Source organism: Pseudoalteromonas sp. JB197, from assembly GCF_002332205.1.
Lineage (GTDB): Bacteria > Pseudomonadota > Gammaproteobacteria > Enterobacterales > Alteromonadaceae > Pseudoalteromonas > Pseudoalteromonas nigrifaciens.
Genome location: NZ_NRGZ01000001.1, coordinates 1,854,571 through 1,875,268 on the forward strand (window position 1 = coordinate 1,854,571; position 20,698 = coordinate 1,875,268).

A 20,698-nucleotide genomic window follows, 5' to 3' on the forward strand; every position below is an offset into this window, starting at 1 on the left:
TTAAATCCCCTTACCTGTGCTAGCCATTTCTTGGGCTACACCAGTAACTATGGTTAGTTGATGCTTACTTTTTGAACCATATTCTATAGTGGTAGCTACTTGCACCATATTGCAGGATACTCCTGCGGTAAAATTAAATCGGCGTGGGCATTCTAAATTGAGTGCCCCTTTATTTAAGTTAATCATTTTACTTTGCATGTCATTATGCTTAGCTATTACCATGCCACTCTCATCGCCTGATGCAATGCTGGTTACTTCGTCTGGGGTTAAAAAAAACTGATTGCCTGCCCCCTTATTTGCTTCGCCCGAAATCATCCGCTGCACTTCGCCAATCAACTCATTTTCAGCAACTTCACGCTCTTGAGCTGCATTGGTGATTTTAATATCTATAGTGCTACTACTCATTAATGTTACAGCGATGCCTGTTACAGCTATTACCATTATCAATGCTGTAATAAGCACTACACCCCGCTGTTTATTCGGTATATTTTTTAAATGCGCCATAAGTTAGCCCCCACATTATTTAAACGAATAGTGGTAGTAAATACCGTACGTCTGTAATTATCGGTAAATGTTAGCTCTCGTTTATCGCTATCTTCACCCAGTATATATTTTTGATTTTTAATTTTAACTCCAGGATCGGGTTGCAATGCTCTAATCAATAAAAATAATTGTACGGTTAAAATGCCTTTTCGATTTTCCCAATCTGTGGAAGTCATGTCGTTAATGCTGCGGTAAGTATCTACTCGGCTATCATTGGTAGTGTCTAAACCAAATACAAAACGCATGTTTTCAACCCCTTCCATAATAGTCTCTGCTCTTACCTCGTCCGCTACTAAACGCTCTCTCATTAACGCTGGTACAGTCAAGCTTTGATTATTTACTGTATATGTTTGCTCAGTAATATAATAAGTATGATGGCTATAAGGCCATACTGTCGCATTTGTATTTAATGTACTTTGATCAACAACTCCGCGTACAAATTGTGCTTGCTCTTGTTCGGCAATAAAGTAATTTTGATTTATTTGTGTTTCATTAGTCCCTGCCTCTACCGTAAGCTGATTTCCTTGCAAAAATTTAAGCTGAAGAATATCGGTTTTTTTTATCGGGTTATTAATGCAATTCAGTTCTTTTGTACCATCAGCCGTTTTAGCATATATAGTTCTAAAATTACTGCTGCTGGCTAAATCTGGAAAGCTGCCGTTATTTAAGCCTTCAAAACAATCGTTTGTTGGAGCTGGTAAAGTTGATGTGTTTCCAGCTGTAAATGAATCTTCATAATAGGTTCCCCAAAAACCAATTTGCTCAATATCGCGCTGCATTATATTAATTGCTAAGCGCCCTGACTCTTGAAGCTCGCCTATGGTCATAGTGTCTTTAGTAGTTACCTTCATACCAATATAAGTAAACATAACGCCACCGAGTACTAACCCACCTATAAATAGCGAAATCATTACTTCTATGAGCGTAAAACCTGTTTGTTTCATGCTAGCTCCTCACATAAATATAGCTAGTTAATACCACTAATCGACGCTTTTTATCTGCAGTACCACAGCTAACATCTCCTGTTGCATCACTTGCTTTAAACTCTTGACGACCTTGCCAGGAGATTACTACCTCTAAATTAAATGCTTTACCGCCAGTGCCGGCCACTCCTGCCGGGTTTATACACACAGTCGCATCATCTAATGAGCCGGTATTTTCACGAGCACGAATGGCGCGTTTCCACTGTTCAATATCGAGTAACGCGATTTGCGCCGCAGTGCATGAACCGGAAAAACACGTAGTTGACGACGCTATTGGCGTTTCACTGGTTAATGTTTGTTTATAATGAGTAGCTAACTGAGGACTGTCGTTGGCTCGAATTCGCTGAATAATGTCGTTACCTAAAGCCACAGCGGCAGCACGCTGCATAGAGTCAAAACTGGCTTGTTTGGCTTTTGCTTGCAGTGCAACGGCGCCTAACAAACCAAAGCTGAGGATGATAAAAGCAATAAGTACTTCGATTAAAGTGAAGCCTTTGCGTCGCTTAATTGGGGGTGAATACATAATAAAACCAAATAAATATTATCTGATTATAAGTGTATGCAAATAAAATATAGATTCAAGAACTACTAAGACTAACGGTTGATTTTGTTGATAAACGGTTAATAAACACTGTTTTTGCCAAAATAGCTTTATAGTAAATGAGTTAACACAAGCTAGATTTAACTGTTTTTAACTCACGGCGGCTAACCACTAACAGCTCTTTGCAGTTTTGTAGTTCAATAGCATGGCTACCGCTACTTAATGAGTGCAGAGCAACCACCTTTTTTTATTTACTAACGTATTGCGGTGTACTCTTAAAACATGTGTGGGATAAAGGGTTTCTAATTGTTTTAAACTTTGCTCTATAAGCGCACTGCCCCGTTTAAATACCATTTTTGTATATTTTTCTTCAGCAGCAAAATAATAAATACACTCCATTTCTATACTTTTTAATGTGCCCGCGAGCTGATACGTAATTTTTGTTGTTTGTTGTTTTTGTATATGTACTTTATTTAAGCGCCCAAGTTGTTCAACTACTTTTTGTAATGATTGCGCCGATACAGGCTTTACCAAATAACCCGCCGCATTTAATTGCAATGCGTCTAGCGCGTGCTCAGGGTGGGCGGTAATAAATACAATGGCGGGTGGAACTGCAAGTTTGTTAAGCTCACTTGCTACCTCCAAGCCATTAATACCCGGCATATCAACATCTAAAAACACTAAGTCAGGCTGGTTTACTTTACTTAACGCAAGTGCTTCTGTGCCATTGCTCGCTTCATTTTGTACAACTATATTTTGAGCCGCCAATAAACGTACTAAACGCGCTCTAGCTAAGGGTTCATCATCAACAATAATTACATTCATAATTGACTCTCAATATGTTTAGGGATCACTACTTTCACTCTAAATACGCCATTTTTATTAGCAATAGTGAGCTGCGCTTTACCCTTGTAATAAATATTAAGTCGTTGACGAATATTTTCCAGCGCCATGCCGTTACTTGGCCGAGTATTTGTGGTTGCCACGGCTATTGGGTTAGTGACTATAATAGTTAAATAGCCACTTGTAACATGCAGCTCAACTTTAATGACAGCGCCTGTTTCGCTAGGCTCTACGCCATGGCACACGGCATTTTCAATTAAAGGCTGCAAAGTTAAACAGGGAATATTAAGCGCGGGAAGCTCATTGGGTATTTGCCAATCAAGCTTTAAGCGGTTACCAAAACGCCATGCTTCTAGTGCAACATATTGCTTGCTAAGGGTTATTTCGTCCTCTAATGGCACACTTTGCCCTGAGCGCATTGCCGCTTGCGATAAAGCAGCTAAGGCTAAAATAGCCTGCTCAGCTGCGGTTGCATCATGATGGGTAAGCTCTGCAGCGGTATTTAAACTGTTATATAAAAAGTGTGGGCGAATACGTGCTTGTAATGCATCAAGCTCTGCGCGGGCAAGCGCTTTAGTTTGCTGCTCTTTTTCAAAATAAATTGTAACTATTCAGCCTCATCTGAAATGAATATATCAGGCAGCTGATTTTTGAATAATAACTCAAGGGCTAGGCTTGCAGATACATATTGTTTTCTGCAAGTCGATAAATAGCTTCTCAGCAAGCAGAACATTTCAGCTCCTTGCTTACTTCTAAAACACCCCGATATTTTTTGATGAACCTTGGTCATCCTAATATCATTCTCGCCTTGGTTGTTGGTAAATGGCACGCCAGTGCTCATCATGAAACGTAAAACATCATCTTGATAATCTCTTAGTCGTTCCAATAATGCGCGGGATTTGGTTCGCTTTAATCGGCCTCGCTGACCTTTCACTCGGCTACTTTTATCTGGTGGTGGACATTTAGCGTCACCTTGAAGCAATATTTTTTGATATTGCTCACGATATTTCTGTTTAGCCCCTTTATCTAGGTCGGGATTATCTATTTGAGCTTTATTCATTTCTTTAAGTAAGGTTTGCATATCCTTCGCCCATTGCATGCCGTCTTGCTCCCAAGCCCTTTCTAATTCTCGGATGTGGTGAGCATTACATAATGCATGTTGGCATTGGGTATATTGATAATATGGCTTCCAATGGTCATGACATAGCACACCGGTAAAGTGCGGTAAAATACCGGCCTCATCCATCGCTATTTTTCCTCTTTTTTCATGAGGATAAAAATAAGTCCACCAAGTCGTTGATGCACCATGAAGCCATCGCCGTTTACCGCCGATATTAATGCCAGTCTCATCAACATGCAAAGTTTGATACGGGCTTTGTAATGCCGCTTTGATGATACCTTCTGCGCCCGATGACTTTACCAGTGCCGCTGCTTGTTCATTAAAGTTAAATAAACTGCCGGCACTGATCGGAATACCTAGTTGGTCACTAAAGTATTCTTCAATGCGGTTATAAGGGAGTAATTGATATTGTGATAAGTAAACCGCATGGGCTTTCACACCAACACCATATTGAATAGGACCGTTAACACCTTGGGGGAATTCACCAACAAACCGCTTCCCTTGCTCATTCTCAAGGATTTGAGCCTGGTATTCGGTCACCACTTTACTGATATCTATATCGACGACTTGTCGCTTTTGAAAACCCACCTCACGATAGTGACCTTTAGGTAAAAAATCTCGGTCAACTAAAATGACTTGTACCTCATCAGGTGTTTCTGTTTGAGTCAGCGTTTTACCTACTCGGCCTTTTTGTCCGCCAGCTGATTTTTCTGACTTCTCTCTCGTTGGCTTTGTACGGTTGATATCTTTTGATGGAGGAATGCTACTATTTTGACTATTAAGTCCTAATTTACTAGCTAGCATAACAACGACAACAAGAATGAGTTCAATAGACATCTTCAACGCTGGCGAGAGTGTTTTATCTTCTTGTAACTGAGTTTTAGTTTGCTCAACTATTTCAGTGATATTTATGCTGTTTAAATTCATTAAAGCTAGAGCGATAGGGTAATAGCTCTAGCTTGGCATACTGGCAGGATCAGTCAATAGCTAAAAAAGATCCTTAGAAAATAATTTGTCTTGGTGAATAGTTACAATAAATTAATAAAAACTGGACGAATAAAGCAGTCAGTAAAGCCACTATAATACAATTACGAAGTATGAAATAAATTAGGCTATTTGTATCATCTATATCAAAAGCAAAATGAGAGAATAAAATACTAAAAATGCATGTAGATAATAAAAAAAAGACAAAAAACAAACTTAACTAAAAAGTTTGAGTACGTTTTTGTAAAAAAAATCTACAGAAGTATAAAGAAGAGGTACTGACTAACACTATTAAGTGTAAAAATAAGCTTATTATTCCAAGGCGAAGCCAAATATCATCTTCTACATTGGGTGCAAAAGCCAGAACAATAGCAACAACTTGCGATACAACTAATGAGGCAAGTACGCCTCGCTCATTAAAAAGAGCCGAAAAAAGCAACCCATCCACTTGTGGCGATTTGCTCATAACGGCTCCCTTTTAAGCTAATTAATTAAATATATATTTAATTCAGATTAGCGCAGCTCAATAGGAACAGCAAATACAATGTTCTCTTCTTCGCCAGGATTTTCAGTAACTTGATTGCCACCAAGTTCTTTTAAGCGGGTTATAACCTGTTGCACTAACACTTCAGGTGCTGATGCTCCTGCGGTTACCCCAACAGCATTAATACCAGTAAACCATGACTCTTGCACGTTTGTGGCATCGTCAATTAAATAAGCTTTAGTGCCCATTTTATCGGCAAGTTCACGCAAACGATTTGAGTTCGAGCTGTTTTTAGCGCCAACCACTAACAACACGTCTACTTTGTCGGCTAAGTCGCGAACGGCGTCTTGACGATTTTGCGTTGCATAACAAATATCATCTTTGCGCGGCCCATCAATAGCAGGGAACTTAGCGCGCAGCGCATCAATTACATCAGCAGTATCATCTACCGAGAGCGTTGTTTGACTGCAGTAAAATAAGTTGTCAGCATTTTTTACATTCAACTTAGCGACGTCTTCTACGGTTTCTACCAGGTAAATACCGCCCTCGTCATTGCCATACTGCCCCATGGTGCCCTCAACTTCTGGGTGTCCTTGGTGGCCAATTAAAATACACTCTATGCCTTTGCGGCTCGCACGGGTTACTTCCATATGTACTTTAGTAACCAGTGGGCAGGTCGCATCAAATATTTTTAAGTCACGACGCTTTGCTTCGGTGCGTACCGCTTGCGATACGCCATGCGCACTAAATATAACTATGCTGTCGTCAGGTATCTGATCAAGCTCTTCGACAAATACCGCACCGCGGCTTTTTAAGCCGTCAACCACATAGCGGTTATGCACCACTTCGTGGCGTACGTAAATTGGCTTTTCAAAAATATCTAAAGCGCGCTCAACAATACTAATAGCGCGATCAACCCCTGCGCAAAAGCCTCGTGGGTTGGCTAGTAATATTTCCATTAACCTTGCACCTCAATAATATCTACTTCAAAGGTTAAACGCTGACCCGCTAACGGATGATTAAAATCAATCGTTACCGACTCGCCTTGCACTTCGCGTACTAAACCCGGAAGCTCGGTACCATCAGGCTGAGTAAACGCTATTATAGCGCCTACTTTAGCTGGGGTTTCTGGGCCAAATTTACTGCGATCAACATAGTAAATGTTATCTGGATTTGGCTGACCAAATGCATCTTCTGGTTCTAGCTCAAAGGTTTTGCTCTCACCTGCGTTTAAGCCTAATAAGCACTTTTCAAAGTTAGCTGTTAAGCTACCATCGCCCATAGTTAATTTAGCAGGCTTGTTATGCACTTTGGTTGAGTCGGCAGCAGAGCCATCTTCTAACTTAATAGAAAAATGAAAAATAACCTGTGAGTTTTCACCAATTACAGCTTGGCTCATGCTTTATGCTCCTTCGGACTTTCGCCTGTAAAGGCGTCAAATAATAATAATGCTGCACCAATACAAATAGCGCAATCTGCAACATTAAATACCGGAAAATGTGAGTTTTTATAAAATACGTGTATAAAGTCAATTACATAACCGTATGCAATACGGTCGTATAAGTTACCAATTGCACCGGCAAGTACCAATGAATAGGCAGCGCATAATACTTTATTGGTTGCTGGCAGGCGTTTTAACCACCACACCAGCAATCCACTAATAGCAATTGCAATAGCACTTAAAAACCAACGTTGCCAACCACCTGCATCACTTAAAAAACTATAAGCTGCACCGTAGTTATGTACATAAGTAATACTAAAAACAGGCAGTAAATTAATCGACTCTTGATAAGCCATACTACTTACAACAAGTGTTTTACTAGCAAAGTCTACTACTAACAGCAGTAGACTTAACCATAGCCACACTAAACCACTTTTTTGGGCTAGTTTGCTCACTAATTAACTCCTAAGCGAATTGACGTTGCTCGCCTTCACCGTCAACATTGCTTACACAGCGTCCACAAATTTCAGGGTGAGCAGGCTCAACACCTACATCAGCGCTATAATGCCAACAACGCTCACACTTTTGTGCGTCGGTTGCAGCAACACTAATATAAAGACCATCAATTTCGGTAGTTTGTGTATCTGCCGGCTGGCTATCAACTTCGGTTACGTTTACTGCTGATGTTAAAAATACAAAACGCAGCTCGTCGCCAAGTGCTAATAATTTAGCTGCGAGCGCTTTGCCTGTATATAAATTAACAGTTGCTTGGAGCGTTGCACCAATCACTTCTTCTTTACGTGCAGCTTCTAATAGGCGGTTTACTTCATCGCGCACTGTTAGAATTTCTAACCAATCATCGTTACTAAATTGGCTGTTAGTAGGAGCTTGTAAGCCTTCGTACCAGGTTGATGTAAATACGTAGTCACTACGCTCACCCGGTAATGCTTCCCAAATTTCTTGAGCAGTAAAGCTCATAATTGGTGCCATCCAACGCGTCATTGCTTCAGCAATATGGTACAGCGCTGTTTGACAAGAACGACGTGCGTGGCTGTCACTCTTAGCTGTGTATTGGCGGTCTTTAATTACGTCTAAATAGAACGAGCCAAGCTCACCGGTACAAAAGTTCATTAGCTTTTGCGTTACTAACAGCATTTGGTAGCTATCGTAGGCAGCTAAAATTTCTGTTTGTAATTGTGCTGCACGGCCAACAATCCACTTATCAAGCTCAACCATATCATTAACAGCTACTTGATCTGTTTTTGGATCAAAGCCATTTAGGTTAGCTAATAAGTAACGACTAGTGTTACGAATTCGGCGGTAACGATCTGCTGAGCGGTTAAATATTTCATCCGATACCGTCATTTCTGCAGTGTAATCGGTAGAGGCAACCCACAAGCGTAAAATATCGGCGCCTAGTTTATTCATCACATTTTGTGGTGAAATAACATTACCTAACGACTTAGACATTTTACGACCGTTTTCATCAACGGTAAAACCATGAGTAAGTACTTGGCGGTATGGTGCATGGCCGTTAATAGCGACCGATGTCATCATAGACGACATAAACCAACCACGATGCTGATCAGAACCTTCAAGGTATAAATCGGCAGGACCAGTTAAGTCTTCACGCGCATCAACAACACACGCATGCGATACGCCCGAGTCAAACCATACATCGAGAGTGTCTTGCACTTTCATGTATTGCTTAGCATCTTCTTCACCTAACAGTGTCGCTGGGTCTAAATCGTACCATGCTTGAATACCTGACTTTTCAACCAATTGGGCTGCTTGTTCAATTAACTCTTGCGTATTTGGATGAATAGCACCGGTGTCTTTATCAGCAAACAATGCAATTGGTACACCCCAAGTGCGTTGGCGTGATATACACCAATCTGGACGACCCTCAACCATGTTTGCAATGCGGCTTTCGCCCCACTCTGGTAACCACTGCGTGTTTTTAATTTCGTTTAATGAATCTTGACGCAAATTAGCCTGATCCATACTAATAAACCACTGCGGTGTAGCACGGAAAATAATTGGCGTTTTATGACGCCAGCAATGTGGGTAACTATGCGTAATAGCATGGTGATGCATTAATGCGCCATGCTCTTTAAGCACTTCAACAATGCTCGCATTGGCTTTAAACACATGCTGACCGGCAAATAACTCAGTGTCTGGTAAGTACACACCATTTGCGCCAACCGGGTTAGCCACTTCTAGTTTGTATTCAAGTCCAGCCACGAAATCTTCTTGACCATGTCCTGGAGCCGTATGTACAACACCCGTACCTGAGTCAGTCGTAACATGTTCAGCTACAATTACAGGAACACTAAAGTCGTAAAATGGATGTGCTACTTGTAAATTTTCAAGTGCCGCGCCTTTAACGTAACCTAATACATGAAAGTTATTAAAACCAAAACGGTCCATGGCATCTTTAACGAGCTCTGAACCTAAAATTAAGCGTTGCTGCTTACCTTCATCTTCAACTTGTACTAGTGCATATTCTAATTCTGCATGTACTGCTACTGCGCGGTTAGCCGGTAGTGTCCACGGCGTGGTAGTCCAAATAACAGTACCAACTTTACCTATACCTTTATGACCATCGGCTAAATCAAACGCACTTACTACTGCGTCTTGGTCGTTAAAAATAAAGCGTACGTCAATGGCTGGTGATTGCTTATCTTGGTATTCAACTTCGGCTTCGGCTAAAGCAGAACCACAATCGGTACACCAATGCACGGGCTTAGCACCTTTATGTAAATGGCCTTTTTCAATAATACGACCAAGTACACGAATAGCATTCGCTTCAAAATCAAAGTTCATGGTTAAGTAAGGCTTGTCCCAATCGGCAAACACACCTAAACGTTTAAAGTCGACCTTTTGACCTTCAACTTGCTTTTTAGCGTATGCACGGCACTTTTCGCGAAACTCGCTCGCGGTTACTTTAACGCCTGGCTTGCCAACTTTTTTCTCAACCATTAATTCTATTGGTAAACCATGACAATCCCAACCAGGTACTAATGGCGAGTCAAAGTCAGATAAGGTTTTAGACTTAACAATAATATCTTTTAATATTTTATTTACTGAATGGCCTAAATGGATATCGCCGTTTGCATACGGAGGTCCATCATGCAAAATAAAGGTTTTTTTACCTTTTTTAGCACTGCGAATTTGACCATATAGGTCGTCTTCATACCATGCTTTAAGCATTTTTGGTTCACGTTGTGCCAAATTGCCACGCATTGGAAACGGTGTTTCCGGTAAGTTCAAAGTATGTTTATAGTCGCTCATTAATCCTACATTCCGTATCTATCGGCTACCTAATTTAAACCAAAACACTGCTTAGCGGCGGCAACGTCAGTTGCTATTTGCGCCGTTAATTGTGTTAATGTCTCGAATTTTTTCTCATCGCGGAGTTTTTTAATCAACTCCACATGCATAAATTGTCCATAAATGTCTTGTGCAAAATCAAAAAGATGAACTTCTAATAAGGCACGAGTTCCATTAAAGGTGGGCTTATTGCCTATATTGGCAACCCCATAAACTTGTTTCCCTGCTATGGTTGCTTGCACAGCAAACACCCCATTTACCGGGCAAACTTGACGTTTAAGCGCTATATTTGCGGTTCTAAAACCCAGCTCTCGGCCACGTTTCCAACCATGTATAACACGCCCCGAAATGGCATAGTTGTGACCAAGCATTACCTTTGCAGTGCTTAAATCACCAGCGGCAAGCGCTTCACGAATTAAAGTACTGCTTACTCTAGCATTTAATTGGCGAAAACTCGCGGTGCTTTTAACATCCATGCTCGCTTGTTTGCCCATACTTACTAGTAAGTCAAAATTACCTTGTCGCTGCTTGCCAAATCTAAAATCATCACCAACCGTTAATGCTTTAACGCCTAGCTTTTTAATTAAAATATCACTAACAAATTGCTCTGCATGCATATTTGCAAATTGCTGATTAAAGCTAATACAAATAACTCGTTCAATACCTAACTCGCTGAGCAATAGCAGTTTATCTCGTAAGCGAGTTAAACGCGCTGGCGCATTACTTTTAGCAAAAAACTCTTGTGGTTGAGGCTCAAACAACATTACCGTACTAGGTAAATTATTTGCTTTAGCATCAATAAGTAAGCCTTTTAATACTTCAGCATGACCTAAGTGAACACCATCAAAATTACCAATAGTAAGCACACAACCAAAATGTTGTGAGCGAATATTGTGTATACCTCTAATTAACTCCATGCCACCCAATGCCTTTTTAAGCGAGTTATTAATTCACAACTCAAAATTGAATGAAGTTGCAGAGTTGCCGATTATAATCTTTTTTTTAGTTCGATTCAGTAATTGCTACACTTTTTATCGTATTTAGTCGCACACCCATCAAAAATAACAGCGTAAAGTAACTTAACCCTGCAATTGCTAGCAACACTAGGAGTAAAATAACCTGTTCGCTAAAGTGCCAAGTCGTCCAACTATACTGCTCGCTGGTAAACCAAACCAGTAACCCCATAACAATACTTGCAACAAAGCATTTAAGGGTAAAATATAAGCTCATTGACGAAAACTGATACACATTTTCTTTTTTAAGCTGCCTGTAAAGCAAAAATGCATTACAACTTGCCGACATTGAAGTAGCTAATGCCAATCCTAAATAGCCAATAAAAGGCGCAAGCATTATATTAAACACCATATTAAGTACCAAGGTAATAATACCAATGCGCACTGGGGTTTTAGTATCTTGGCGGGCGTAAAATCCAGGGGCTAATACCTTTATTAGCATAAAGCTGACTAAACCAACCGAATAAGCCATTACCCCTAAGCTCACCGCTTTAACATGATCAATCCCCGCTTCTTTAAATGCACCATGATCAAACAACACAGTAATAATAAGTGGGCTAATAATCATTAACCCTATCATAGCAGGCAGGCCCAAAAATATTACAAAACGCACCCCCCAATCTAAGGTATGCTGAAAATCGCTGCTTTTTTTACTACTGTGTAATTTTGACAGTGCCGGTAAAATAACCGTTGCTATACCAATACCAAATAATCCCAGCGGAAACTCTATTAAACGGTCTGAGTAATATAACCAAGCAATTGAGCCGGTCATGAGTAATGAAGCAATAACGGTATCGAGCAATAAGTTTATTTGGCTAATAGAGACTCCAAACAAAGCAGGCAGCATTAATTTACGTACTTTTTTTACATTTTCGTCTTGCCAAGCCCAGCGCGGCCGCGCCAACATTTTTGCCCGATATAAAAAAGGCAACTGAAACAGTAATTGCACCACACCACCAATAAATACACCGATAGCTAATGCATATGCACCTACCGAAAATTGGTCATGTAAAAAAATAGCACACGCAATAATAGATATATTTAATAACACTGGGGTAAACGCAGCCACAGCAAAGCGGTTATATACATTCATAACCGCCCCACTTAACGCCACAAGGCTTACAAAAAACAAATACGGAAATGTCAGCTTTAATAATGCACTGGCAAGTTCAAACTTTTCGCCATCAGGGCCGCCTTGCCACCAATCTATAAACCAACCTGTACCAAATAGTGCAGCAATTACCGGAGACGCAACCACACCTACAATAGTCACTATTAATAAAATAGTGCCTAAGGTCCCTGCTGCTTGCGCAACAAAAAGTTTAACCTTGTCGTCGCCTTGCTGCTCTTTTATTTCGCTTAATACAGGTACAAATGCTTGAGCAAACGCACCTTCTGCAAATAAACGACGTAAAAAGTTAGGAATTCGATTAGCAAACAAAAAAACATCGGCCGCAGCACCGGCTCCCAAGAGATTTGCAACAACCGCATCGCGAACTAACCCTAAAATACGCGATATCATTGTCATACAACTAACAATCATACCGGAGCGAAATAAACCTTTTGACACCGCAAACCCACACTAAAAATCATTAAGATAAGTAATTATGCCATAGTCTTTTTTATAAATCGCTTTAAAGCACTAGGCTGAATCCTCATGCTTTGTTACAATGTCGATATTAACTGCTAGAGCGGCAAATTGATGTTCGTTATAAGGAGCAGTTTTTCTTGGATTGTCAAAATTAAATTGACATTCATGATAAAAACAGGCATATTCCACGGCCTTTAATTTAAGCTTTATTTAAGATTGTTAGGAGCAAACCTTGGCTAACATCAAGTCTGCAAAAAAACGCGCTATTACAAGCGAAAAAAACCGTCAGCACAACGCAAGTCGTCGTTCAATGATGCGTACTTACTTCAAAAAAGTAATCGTAGCTATTGAAGCTGGTGATAAAGAAGCTGCACAGCAAGCTTTTTCTGTTGCTACACCTATCCTAGACCGTTACGCAACTAAGGGTCTAATTCACAAAAACAAAGCTGCTCGTCATAAGAGCCGCATAGCTGCTAAAATTAAAGCACTATAATTTGTTTTTGCAAGAATATAAAAACCGGCCTTGGCCGGTTTTTTTTTGCTTTATATTAAATATTTACAGCATTAAACAGGTATGTAGCCAATTCACACAGCACAATCATCACATATTCTTGTTTAGAGCAGTTGCGCTTAAATAAACGCTTTTAATAAAATGGTGCGTAAGTTATTAAACCCCTTCTAGCTCGGGATAAAACTTTTTCAGCATAGCTGCTATTTTTTTAGGAGAAAAAGGCTTTACCACAAAACCCTTGGCTCCTTTATCAATCGCATCTTTTACATTTTCAACCCCTGAGTGCGCCGACACCATAACCACGTTTGTTTCTGGGTTCAGTTGATTGATTTGCTCAATTAACTCTTTACCATCGCCATCAGGCAACTCTATATCTAAAAAAATCATGTTATAATTTGCAGCACGACACTCATTAATACATTGTGCGGCAGTTGATGCTTCTTTTACGTTTTCTATGCCTAAATGCATCAATGTTTGGCTTAAAAAGCTGCGCACAGTACTAACATCGTCAACGATTAAAATTGCAAGCTGCGTGTTCATATTTGATCCTTATAGGCTAAAAGCAATGTTTGCAAATGCTATCATTTGCTTTAAATACAGTTATTTATTATAGAGAACTACACCAAAAAGGCCAGATTTGCTTTATGTCTACAAATACAAAAAAACAATCATTACTAGGTAAATCATCTAGAAGTACAAAAACAACAAAAAACAAGCAAAACCGCAGTACGACTACAAAGCCTAATAATATTAAACAAAGTGCTAATACAAGCGCTAACAATAAAGCAGCGCAAAAGTCTAAAAGCAGCTTGCTGGCCACGCTTGGACTATTACTATTTATAATAATTATAATCCCTAAGCCTACACTGCTTAGTTATCATAAATTAGGTATGGTGAGTAATAGCATTTATTGGCCGGGGGTATTTGGTTACGGCGCAAGGCTCCTCGATTCAAACTTACAGCCACAGCTAGACAGTAAGCGTAAGGTACTTTATTTATGTACTGATACGGTTAATTCAAATAGCTGTCAAAAATATAAAGTAATTGCCGATAATGGCGTTATTGCGGCAATAAAAGCTTTCTTTTAGCATTAAAAAAACTAATCTGAAAATTTAAAATTACTTGGTTGAAAGGTGTGCAAAAGATCAACATAATGGCGCTCCTTTTTTCAACAAATGAACTATTGAAACTACCATGCTAAACGAGCTAGATTGGCTTTTAAACACGATATTACTTGCACTAGGTTTAGGTGCTTTCTTTATTAACCAACTCACATTACTGCGTATTGCCGCGGTTAGTGCCTGTGGTTTGCTATTTTTATCATTTAGCTTAGATCTTATGTCGTCGAGTATTGTTTCGAATATGAGTTTGGTGTTAATCAATACATTTTATTTGTTTAAAGTTTATACTTTTGGGCAATTTACTGTAACCCAAAATTAAGCACTTCTCCTTAGAATATTTTATAGCCCAGCTTAGCTGGGCTTTTTTTTGCCTAATATTTAACAACCAAGCTGATTGCAGCTACTGCTAACTCATTACGATAGTTAACTGCAACTGAATTAACGCCGTATAGTTACTACTTTACAACCCTAAATTCGGATAATAAGTGCAATTTCTCAGATTAGATGGCCAGCTGTTATAATTCGGCCATTTTCTCGCCAAAGGAAATTGCTTTAATGAAATATAAACAGCTGACACAAGAAGAAAGATACCAGATTTACGCGTTAATAAAAGCAGGAAATAACCAAAAGCAGATAGCTGAAGAACTAACTCGTTCACCGTCATCTATTTCTAGAGAGCTAAAACGCAATAAAGGACTTAAAGGCTATCGGCCTAACCAAGCCAATAACTTTGCTGTACAAAGACGTACGTCATCTTTCAAAGCAAGTAAGTTAACAGAGGACGTCACTCACTGGATTAATATATTTACAGAGACAAGGCTCGTGGTGGCAAGCTACATAAGACACTCACTCGTGCATGTAAAAAGTATAAAAAACGCTATGGAAGCTATGATAAACGTGGACAGATAGTTAATCGAGTCAGCATTGATGAACGCCCAAGTATTGTGGATTCAAAGTCTAGGATTGGTGATTGGGAGGGCGATACAGTGATAGGTAAAGGGCGTAAAAATGCGCTTGTCACAATGGTTGAACGTAAAACGTTATATACAGTCGTTCACAGAATTGAAAGCAAGCATGCGAAAATAACAGCCGATGCGCTGATCAAGTGTATGACACCATATAAAGATAGGGTTATTACCGTGACGTTAGATAATGGAAAAGAGTTTGCTCACCATGAGCATGTTGCACAAGCATTAGAAGCTGATGTGTATTTCGCTCATCCCTATTCATCATGGGAGCGGGGCATAAATGAGAATACCAACGGCTTACTTAGACGCTTCTTCCCCAAGGGAACTGACTTTATGGCGCTAAGTGAAGCAGAGATACAGGCGGCAGTTGATAAGCTCAACCATCGGCCAAGAAAAACAAGAGGGTATAAAACCCCTCATGAATTATTTACGGGGCAATCAGAAATACTGGTGGCTGCATAATGATTGCACTTAATACTTGAATTCGAGAATTATAACCTTGCTGTAATTGCGCTTAATTGACCTAGCACAAAGCAGCAAGATTATATGAGGTTCGATTATTTAGGTAGGTTTAACTCGCGCGCTAACTTTTGTGCGGAGATGGTACTGTACTGCAGCTCATCTGCTGCAGAGTTATCTGCAATCCATAACAATACATTACCTATTTCATCCGGTTCGGCTACAGCCTGCTGCAAGCCTTTAATACCCTGATCGCCAATAGTCGCTCTTAGCGTTTCAGTGTTAACAACTCCCGGGTTTACTGTAAAAGCGCGAATACCTTGATGACCATGTTCACGGCAAATAATACCCGACAGTCGCGACACTGCAGCCTTACCTGCACCGTATGCATAACCCCAGCCCCCTTTAGATGCAGGAATAGGCGGATCTTTTTCACCCGCTCCCGAGGTTATATTTATTATACAACCGCTTTGTTGCGCTAACATACTTGGTAAAACAGCTTGTGCTATTTGCACTGGCGCGCCTATGTAACCTCTAGCAACTTTTTCAAGCGTTTGCTGCGTTATATCTAGTAAAGAAGCATTAAGGCCAGCCCCCTGATAAATAGCATTATTAACAACCACGTCAATTTTACCAAAGTGTTCAAACACCTGCTTTAGAGCACTAGCAACGGAGTTAAAATCAAGTAAATCCATTTTTAGCGCAATGACCTCACAACCTAATTGTTCCATCATTTGGGCTGTTTGTTTTAAACTCCCTTGCGTACTTTGCTGTGCTACCTCGCTATCTAATTCACGAGCTGTTATTGCTACTCGATAGCCTGCTTTTGCAAATGCGATGGCTGTTGCACGACCAATACCTCTACTTGCACCTGAAATAAACGCTACTTTTGACACAAATTATCTCCTATTTTTTATTTAACTTAGCATCAATTTAGCATTGCGGCATAGTTTAAATGGACCAAGGATTTTATTGTTATATGAAAATGCTACATAACTGATTACACAAGTAATAATGTGTGTTCTAAAAGCATCTGTTGTTAGATTAAATAAGTGATTTTGTGAGGAGATTTTGTGGTAATAAAGGTTAACGTTAGCTAAAAGCAAAAAACCCAGCAACGTTAGTTACTGGGTTTTAAATTTGGTGCGGATGGGGGGACTTGAACCCCCATGCCCTAAAGCACCACCCCCTCAAGGTGGCGTGTCTACCAATTCCACCACATCCGCATTTTTTAAGCTTGCGCTTAGGTGTTAAACTTTATGATTTATTTGAGGAGTATAAATCGTTTAACGTTTTAGCTTTTACGCTAAATTAATTTGGTACGTCAGAGCGTTGCTCTTTCGAAGATGTAACTGGCACATCTTCTTCAACAGGAATAACTGTTTCTAAAGCGGGTGCTGCTTCAAGGTTTTCCCATTCATCAGTCTTTTTAATATGACTTGCAGTAAGGTTGCCCAGTACTATGCTTAATATAAAAAACACAGAAGCTAAAACTGTCGTTGTTTTAGTCATAAAGTTACCTGCACCTGATGATCCGAAAACAGTTGACGAAGCACCCGCGCCAAATGAAGAACCCATATCGGCACCTTTACCTTGCTGGATTAAAACCATTCCAACAAGCGCTAAAGCTACAACTAAATAAACTACTAGTAAAATTTCGTACATTTATACGGTCCCTTTTGCACTGTTGCAGATAGCAGTAAATGAATCTGCTTTTAAACTTGCGCCACCAATTAGGCCGCCGTCTATATCTGTTTGTGCAAATAATAATTCGCTATTTTTTTCGTTAACGCTACCACCATATAAGATGGTTAGCCCTTGTGCTAAATCGCTGTTTAATGAAGCGATTTTGTCACGGATAAATTTATGAACGCTTTGTGCCTGTTCTGGCGATGCAGTCTTACCTGTGCCTATGGCCCAAACGGGTTCATATGCTATCACAGAATCTTTGAGTGCTGCTACACCTAATTTTTCAATTACTGCATCAATTTGTGCAGCAACTATTTGTTCTGTTTTACCGTTTTCTTGCTCACTTTCGCTCTCTCCAACACATAAAATTGGCGTTAAACCAACTTGTTGTGCGCGAGCAAATTTTGCAGCTACGACATCATTGCTTTCTTTGTATATACTACGGCGCTCTGAGTGACCTACTAATACATATTGGGCGCCCAACTCTTTAATAAGTTGTGCATCAACTTCACCGGTAAATGCACCGGGGGTATTTTCTGACACAGTTTGAGTTCCCGTTGAAACACCGCTGGCTATCATTGCTGACACTAACGGAAACGGAGGAAATAAAACAATGTCTATCTCGTTTGATTTAACATTGTTAATAGCATCAGACATTTGTTTAACCAGCTCTAAAGAGCCATTCATTTTCCAATTGCCTGCGACCATCGCCTTGCGTGCTGCCATTTTTCCACTCCACATGAGAAAGCGGTCGAGATATTAACTCGACTCGCCCAAAGTTACAAGAGGTTATTGTTATCAATCAGTTTGTTTGCTCATAGATTCAACAACCGCGGCTATTTTTTCTGCGCTGTCGATTACTAACTTCTCTTGTTCGGCCTCAACCATAACACGTACAACAGGTTCAGTGCCTGATTTACGTAGTAACACACGCCCCTTTTCACCTAAAGTTTGCTCAACCTCTGCTACTGCAGCTAATACTGCAGGCGCTTTTGTCGGATCTGTACCTGGGGTGTAACGTACGTTAATCATTTTCATTGGGTACTTAGTAAAACCAGTACCTAAGTCTTGTAATGTTTTATTTTGCGCAACCATAGCAGCTAGTACTTGCAAGCTTGAAATAATGCCATCGCCGGTGCTAATTAAATCAAGGTTTAATACATGGCCCGAGCTTTCGCCGCCAATAGTCCAGCCTTTTTGTTGTAGTAATTCCATTACATAACGGTCGCCTACTTTACTGCGTGCAAATTCAATACCTTTGGCTTTCAATGCATTTTCAAGGCCCATGTTTGACATAACAGTGCCAACAACACCACCACCTAAATTATCATCTTGCGCTGCTTGGCAGGCAATAATATACACTAAGTCATCACCATCAAACACACGACCATTATGATCAACCATCATTACACGGTCGCCATCGCCATCATAGGCAATGCCCACATCTGCATTATGTTCAAGCACTTTACGTTTTAGGGTATCTACGTGAGTAGCGCCGCATTCATGGTTAATATTTACACCATTGGGCTCACACGCATGCGTGATTATATTTGCACCTAGTTCGCGCATTACTGATGGGGCAATATGGTAAGTTGCGCCATTGGCACAATCGAGTACAATTTTTAATCCTTCAAGCGACAAGCTTTGTGGAAATTGGCTTTTACAAAATTCGATATAACGACCATCAGCGCTAGTTAAGCGACTCGCTTTACCTAGTTTATCTGACTCAACACAAGTCATTGGTTCATCAAGCATGGCTTCAATTTCAAGCTCTACTTTGTCATCAAGCTTTAAACCGCGACAGTTAAAAAACTTTATGCCGTTATCGTAATACGGGTTGTGCGATGCACTAATTACTATGCCGGCTTCGGCTCTAAATGTTTGTGCTAAATAAGCAATCGCAGGGGTTGGCATAGGGCCCAGTAATACAACATCGATTCCTGCTGCAATTAACCCTGCTTGTAATGCGGTTTCTAACATATAGCCTGAAATGCGGGTATCTTTACCTATCATCACTTTTTTAGTGCCGTTTTCTGATAGGACACGGCCCGCAGCCCAACCTAGTTTCATTGCAAACTCAGGATTTATAGGATGCTCACCCACGAGCCCGCGTACACCATCGGTGCCAAAATATTTTCTTTCTTTCATTTAAAGTACTCCTTGTTTGCAGGCTTGTAGTACGTTAAGTACATCTGCGGTTTCTTTTACGTCGTGTACACGAATAATATGCGCACTATTTTGTGCTGCGATTAATGCGCCCGCTAAACTGCCGGCCAATCGCTCATTTGTATTTCTATTTAATAAGTTGCCAATCATCGACTTACGCGATAATCCCGCTAACAACGGTAAACCAAACTGATTAAAGTCATTAAACTGCGCCAGTAGTTGGTAATTGTGGCTGAGTGTTTTACCAAAACCAAAGCCAGGATCAAGAATAAGTTGTGTTTGCTTAATCCCCGCTGTTTTACACGCAGCAATACGCTGACTAAAAAACTGTTTTATATCTGTAAATAAATCGTCATAGTGTGGCGCTGCCTGCATGCTGCGAGGTTGGCCTTGCATATGCATTAAACACACCGCAACATCAGGAAACTGCGCCACTACGTTCAGTGCGTCGCTTTCTTGTAATGCACGTACGTCATTAACAATATCGGCCCCAGCTAAAATAGCTTGGTGCATTACTTGTGCTTTGCTGGTATCAATAGATATAACGCAATCACTGTTTTCACGAATTGCTTTAATCGCTGGTATTACACGTGCTAATTCATCCTCAAGGCTCACATCAGGAGCACCTGGGCGAGTCGACTCTCCGCCAATATCTATAATTTGCGCCCCGTCGTCTAACAATTGCAGCGCACGCTGCAGCGCAATATCAGGGTCTATAAACTTCCCGCCATCTGAAAAAGAATCGGGAGTAACATTAAGTATTCCCATAATTACTGGATTTGCCAAACTTAGTGTACGTTTGCGAGGCAAGTTTAATAAATTATTCATGATGACCTTTTTTGTTTGAATTAGCTGAAGTTTATTTTATACGTTTGATACAAAAAAGCCCCGAGGTTCGGGGCTTTTAG

At 40.3% G+C, this 20,698-nt stretch carries 19 protein-coding genes, 1 tRNA gene and 4 pseudogenes; 4 read left to right on the forward strand and 20 right to left on the reverse strand.

The genetic code is table 11. The features are described 5' to 3' along the window. From CIK86_RS08735 to murJ, 13 genes and pseudogenes are all read right to left on the reverse strand, one after another. Positions 1–504, reverse strand: a complete 504-nt coding sequence (locus CIK86_RS08735; protein ID WP_086993274.1) for a pilus assembly protein PilX — start codon at positions 502–504, stop codon at positions 1–3. After that, entirely contained in the window at positions 492–1,487 is a 996-nt protein-coding gene (locus CIK86_RS08740) for a PilW family protein (protein WP_011327615.1), read from the reverse strand. The genes CIK86_RS08735 and CIK86_RS08740 overlap by 13 nt, the downstream gene beginning before the upstream one ends. Before the next feature lies 1 nt (position 1,488). Beyond that, entirely contained in the window at positions 1,489–2,049 is a 561-nt protein-coding gene (gene pilV, locus CIK86_RS08745) for a type IV pilus modification protein PilV (protein WP_086993273.1), read from the reverse strand. Between the two features lie 142 nt (positions 2,050–2,191). Then, positions 2,192–2,892: pseudogene (locus CIK86_RS08750) on the reverse strand (LytTR family DNA-binding domain-containing protein). Next, a pseudogene (locus CIK86_RS08755) lies at positions 2,889–3,512 on the reverse strand (histidine kinase); the annotation flags it as partial. The pseudogenes CIK86_RS08755 and CIK86_RS08750, both read right to left, overlap by 4 nt. A gap of 5 nt (positions 3,513–3,517) precedes the next feature. After that, complete coding sequence (locus tag CIK86_RS08760; protein ID WP_086993120.1) at positions 3,518–4,957, reverse strand: IS66 family transposase; 1,440 nt, start codon at positions 4,955–4,957, stop codon at positions 3,518–3,520. Between the two features lie 106 nt (positions 4,958–5,063). After that, positions 5,064–5,480, reverse strand: a pseudogene (locus CIK86_RS08765) (alginate biosynthesis protein); the annotation flags it as partial. A gap of 47 nt (positions 5,481–5,527) precedes the next feature. Further along, a complete protein-coding gene (ispH, locus tag CIK86_RS08770) occupies positions 5,528–6,457 on the reverse strand; it encodes a 4-hydroxy-3-methylbut-2-enyl diphosphate reductase (protein WP_086997376.1) in 930 nt (309 codons plus the stop codon). Next, a complete protein-coding gene (gene fkpB / locus CIK86_RS08775; RefSeq protein WP_011327610.1) occupies positions 6,457–6,897 on the reverse strand; it encodes an FKBP-type peptidyl-prolyl cis-trans isomerase in 441 nt (146 codons plus the stop codon). Before fkpB ends, ispH begins: the two co-directional genes overlap by 1 nt. After that, positions 6,894–7,394 carry a signal peptidase II gene (gene lspA / locus CIK86_RS08780; protein ID WP_011327609.1) on the reverse strand — a complete coding sequence of 167 codons (501 nt, stop codon included), beginning with the start codon at positions 7,392–7,394 and terminating at the stop codon, positions 6,894–6,896. Before lspA ends, fkpB begins: the two co-directional genes overlap by 4 nt. A gap of 10 nt (positions 7,395–7,404) precedes the next feature. Continuing rightward, positions 7,405–10,233: an isoleucine--tRNA ligase gene (gene ileS / locus CIK86_RS08785; protein ID WP_086997373.1), complete on the reverse strand. Its 2,829-nt coding sequence runs from the start codon at positions 10,231–10,233 to the stop codon at positions 7,405–7,407. Positions 10,234–10,262: 29 nt separating this feature from the next. Further along, a complete protein-coding gene (ribF, locus tag CIK86_RS08790) occupies positions 10,263–11,189 on the reverse strand; it encodes a bifunctional riboflavin kinase/FAD synthetase (protein WP_011327607.1) in 927 nt (308 codons plus the stop codon). Between the two features lie 85 nt (positions 11,190–11,274). Then, positions 11,275–12,855: a murein biosynthesis integral membrane protein MurJ gene (gene murJ / locus CIK86_RS08795; RefSeq protein ID WP_254910748.1), complete on the reverse strand. Its 1,581-nt coding sequence runs from the start codon at positions 12,853–12,855 to the stop codon at positions 11,275–11,277. Between the two features lie 253 nt (positions 12,856–13,108). On the opposite strand from murJ, the gene rpsT reads away from it, so the two are divergent. Then, complete coding sequence (gene rpsT, locus CIK86_RS08800; RefSeq protein ID WP_002958225.1) at positions 13,109–13,369, forward strand: 30S ribosomal protein S20; 261 nt, start codon at positions 13,109–13,111, stop codon at positions 13,367–13,369. Positions 13,370–13,543: 174 nt separating this feature from the next. Here the strand turns inward: rpsT and CIK86_RS08805 are convergent, their stop codons facing one another. After that, positions 13,544–13,927 carry a response regulator gene (locus CIK86_RS08805; protein ID WP_011327605.1) on the reverse strand — a complete coding sequence of 128 codons (384 nt, stop codon included), beginning with the start codon at positions 13,925–13,927 and terminating at the stop codon, positions 13,544–13,546. A 104-nt stretch (positions 13,928–14,031) separates the two neighbouring features. Here CIK86_RS08805 and CIK86_RS08810 point away from each other — a divergent pair, with 104 nt between their 5' ends. The 3 genes and pseudogenes from CIK86_RS08810 (at position 14,032) to CIK86_RS08820 (ending at position 15,938) form a co-directional block, all read left to right on the forward strand. Continuing rightward, positions 14,032–14,475, forward strand: a complete 444-nt coding sequence (locus tag CIK86_RS08810; protein ID WP_176359694.1) for a hypothetical protein — start codon at positions 14,032–14,034, stop codon at positions 14,473–14,475. A 106-nt stretch (positions 14,476–14,581) separates the two neighbouring features. After that, a complete protein-coding gene (locus CIK86_RS08815; RefSeq protein WP_011327603.1) occupies positions 14,582–14,827 on the forward strand; it encodes a hypothetical protein in 246 nt (81 codons plus the stop codon). Positions 14,828–15,063: 236 nt separating this feature from the next. Beyond that, positions 15,064–15,938, forward strand: a pseudogene (locus CIK86_RS08820) (IS30 family transposase). Positions 15,939–16,033: 95 nt separating this feature from the next. Here CIK86_RS08820 and CIK86_RS08825 read toward each other — a convergent pair. The 6 genes from CIK86_RS08825 to folP form a co-directional block, all read right to left on the reverse strand. Further along, complete coding sequence (locus tag CIK86_RS08825; protein ID WP_086993495.1) at positions 16,034–16,831, reverse strand: SDR family oxidoreductase; 798 nt, start codon at positions 16,829–16,831, stop codon at positions 16,034–16,036. A 245-nt stretch (positions 16,832–17,076) separates the two neighbouring features. After that, positions 17,077–17,161, reverse strand: a tRNA-Leu gene (locus CIK86_RS08830). An 85-nt stretch (positions 17,162–17,246) separates the two neighbouring features. Next, on the reverse strand, positions 17,247–17,600 hold the full coding sequence (gene secG / locus CIK86_RS08835; RefSeq protein ID WP_011327567.1) for a preprotein translocase subunit SecG: 354 nt from the start codon (positions 17,598–17,600) through the stop codon (positions 17,247–17,249). Beyond that, positions 17,601–18,350 (reverse strand): triose-phosphate isomerase, encoded by a 750-nt coding sequence (gene tpiA, locus CIK86_RS08840; protein ID WP_011327566.1) that lies wholly within the window; start codon positions 18,348–18,350, stop codon positions 17,601–17,603. Between the two features lie 72 nt (positions 18,351–18,422). Continuing rightward, on the reverse strand, positions 18,423–19,772 hold the full coding sequence (gene glmM, locus CIK86_RS08845; protein WP_011327565.1) for a phosphoglucosamine mutase: 1,350 nt from the start codon (positions 19,770–19,772) through the stop codon (positions 18,423–18,425). Next, positions 19,773–20,618 carry a dihydropteroate synthase gene (folP, locus tag CIK86_RS08850; protein WP_086993497.1) on the reverse strand — a complete coding sequence of 282 codons (846 nt, stop codon included), beginning with the start codon at positions 20,616–20,618 and terminating at the stop codon, positions 19,773–19,775. It abuts the gene before it with no gap. Positions 20,619–20,698 lie beyond the last annotated feature (80 nt).

Coding starts and splice junctions, on each gene's coding strand:
- CIK86_RS08735 (WP_086993274.1), bottom strand. CDS start 504: ATGGCGCATTTAAAAAATATACCGAATAAACAGCGGGGTGTAGTGCTT.
- CIK86_RS08740 (WP_011327615.1), bottom strand. CDS start 1,487: ATGAAACAAACAGGTTTTACGCTCATAGAAGTAATGATTTCGCTATTT.
- pilV (WP_086993273.1), bottom strand. CDS start 2,049: ATGTATTCACCCCCAATTAAGCGACGCAAAGGCTTCACTTTAATCGAA.
- CIK86_RS08760 (WP_086993120.1), bottom strand. CDS start 4,957: ATGAATTTAAACAGCATAAATATCACTGAAATAGTTGAGCAAACTAAA.
- ispH (WP_086997376.1), bottom strand. CDS start 6,457: ATGGAAATATTACTAGCCAACCCACGAGGCTTTTGCGCAGGGGTTGAT.
- fkpB (WP_011327610.1), bottom strand. CDS start 6,897: ATGAGCCAAGCTGTAATTGGTGAAAACTCACAGGTTATTTTTCATTTT.
- ileS (WP_086997373.1), bottom strand. CDS start 10,233: ATGAGCGACTATAAACATACTTTGAACTTACCGGAAACACCGTTTCCA.
- ribF (WP_011327607.1), bottom strand. CDS start 11,189: ATGGAGTTAATTAGAGGTATACACAATATTCGCTCACAACATTTTGGT.
- CIK86_RS08805 (WP_011327605.1), bottom strand. CDS start 13,927: ATGAACACGCAGCTTGCAATTTTAATCGTTGACGATGTTAGTACTGTG.
- CIK86_RS08810 (WP_176359694.1), top strand. CDS start 14,032: ATGTCTACAAATACAAAAAAACAATCATTACTAGGTAAATCATCTAGA.
- CIK86_RS08815 (WP_011327603.1), top strand. CDS start 14,582: ATGCTAAACGAGCTAGATTGGCTTTTAAACACGATATTACTTGCACTA.
- secG (WP_011327567.1), bottom strand. CDS start 17,600: ATGTACGAAATTTTACTAGTAGTTTATTTAGTTGTAGCTTTAGCGCTT.
- tpiA (WP_011327566.1), bottom strand. CDS start 18,350: ATGGCAGCACGCAAGGCGATGGTCGCAGGCAATTGGAAAATGAATGGC.
- glmM (WP_011327565.1), bottom strand. CDS start 19,772: ATGAAAGAAAGAAAATATTTTGGCACCGATGGTGTACGCGGGCTCGTG.
- folP (WP_086993497.1), bottom strand. CDS start 20,618: ATGAATAATTTATTAAACTTGCCTCGCAAACGTACACTAAGTTTGGCA.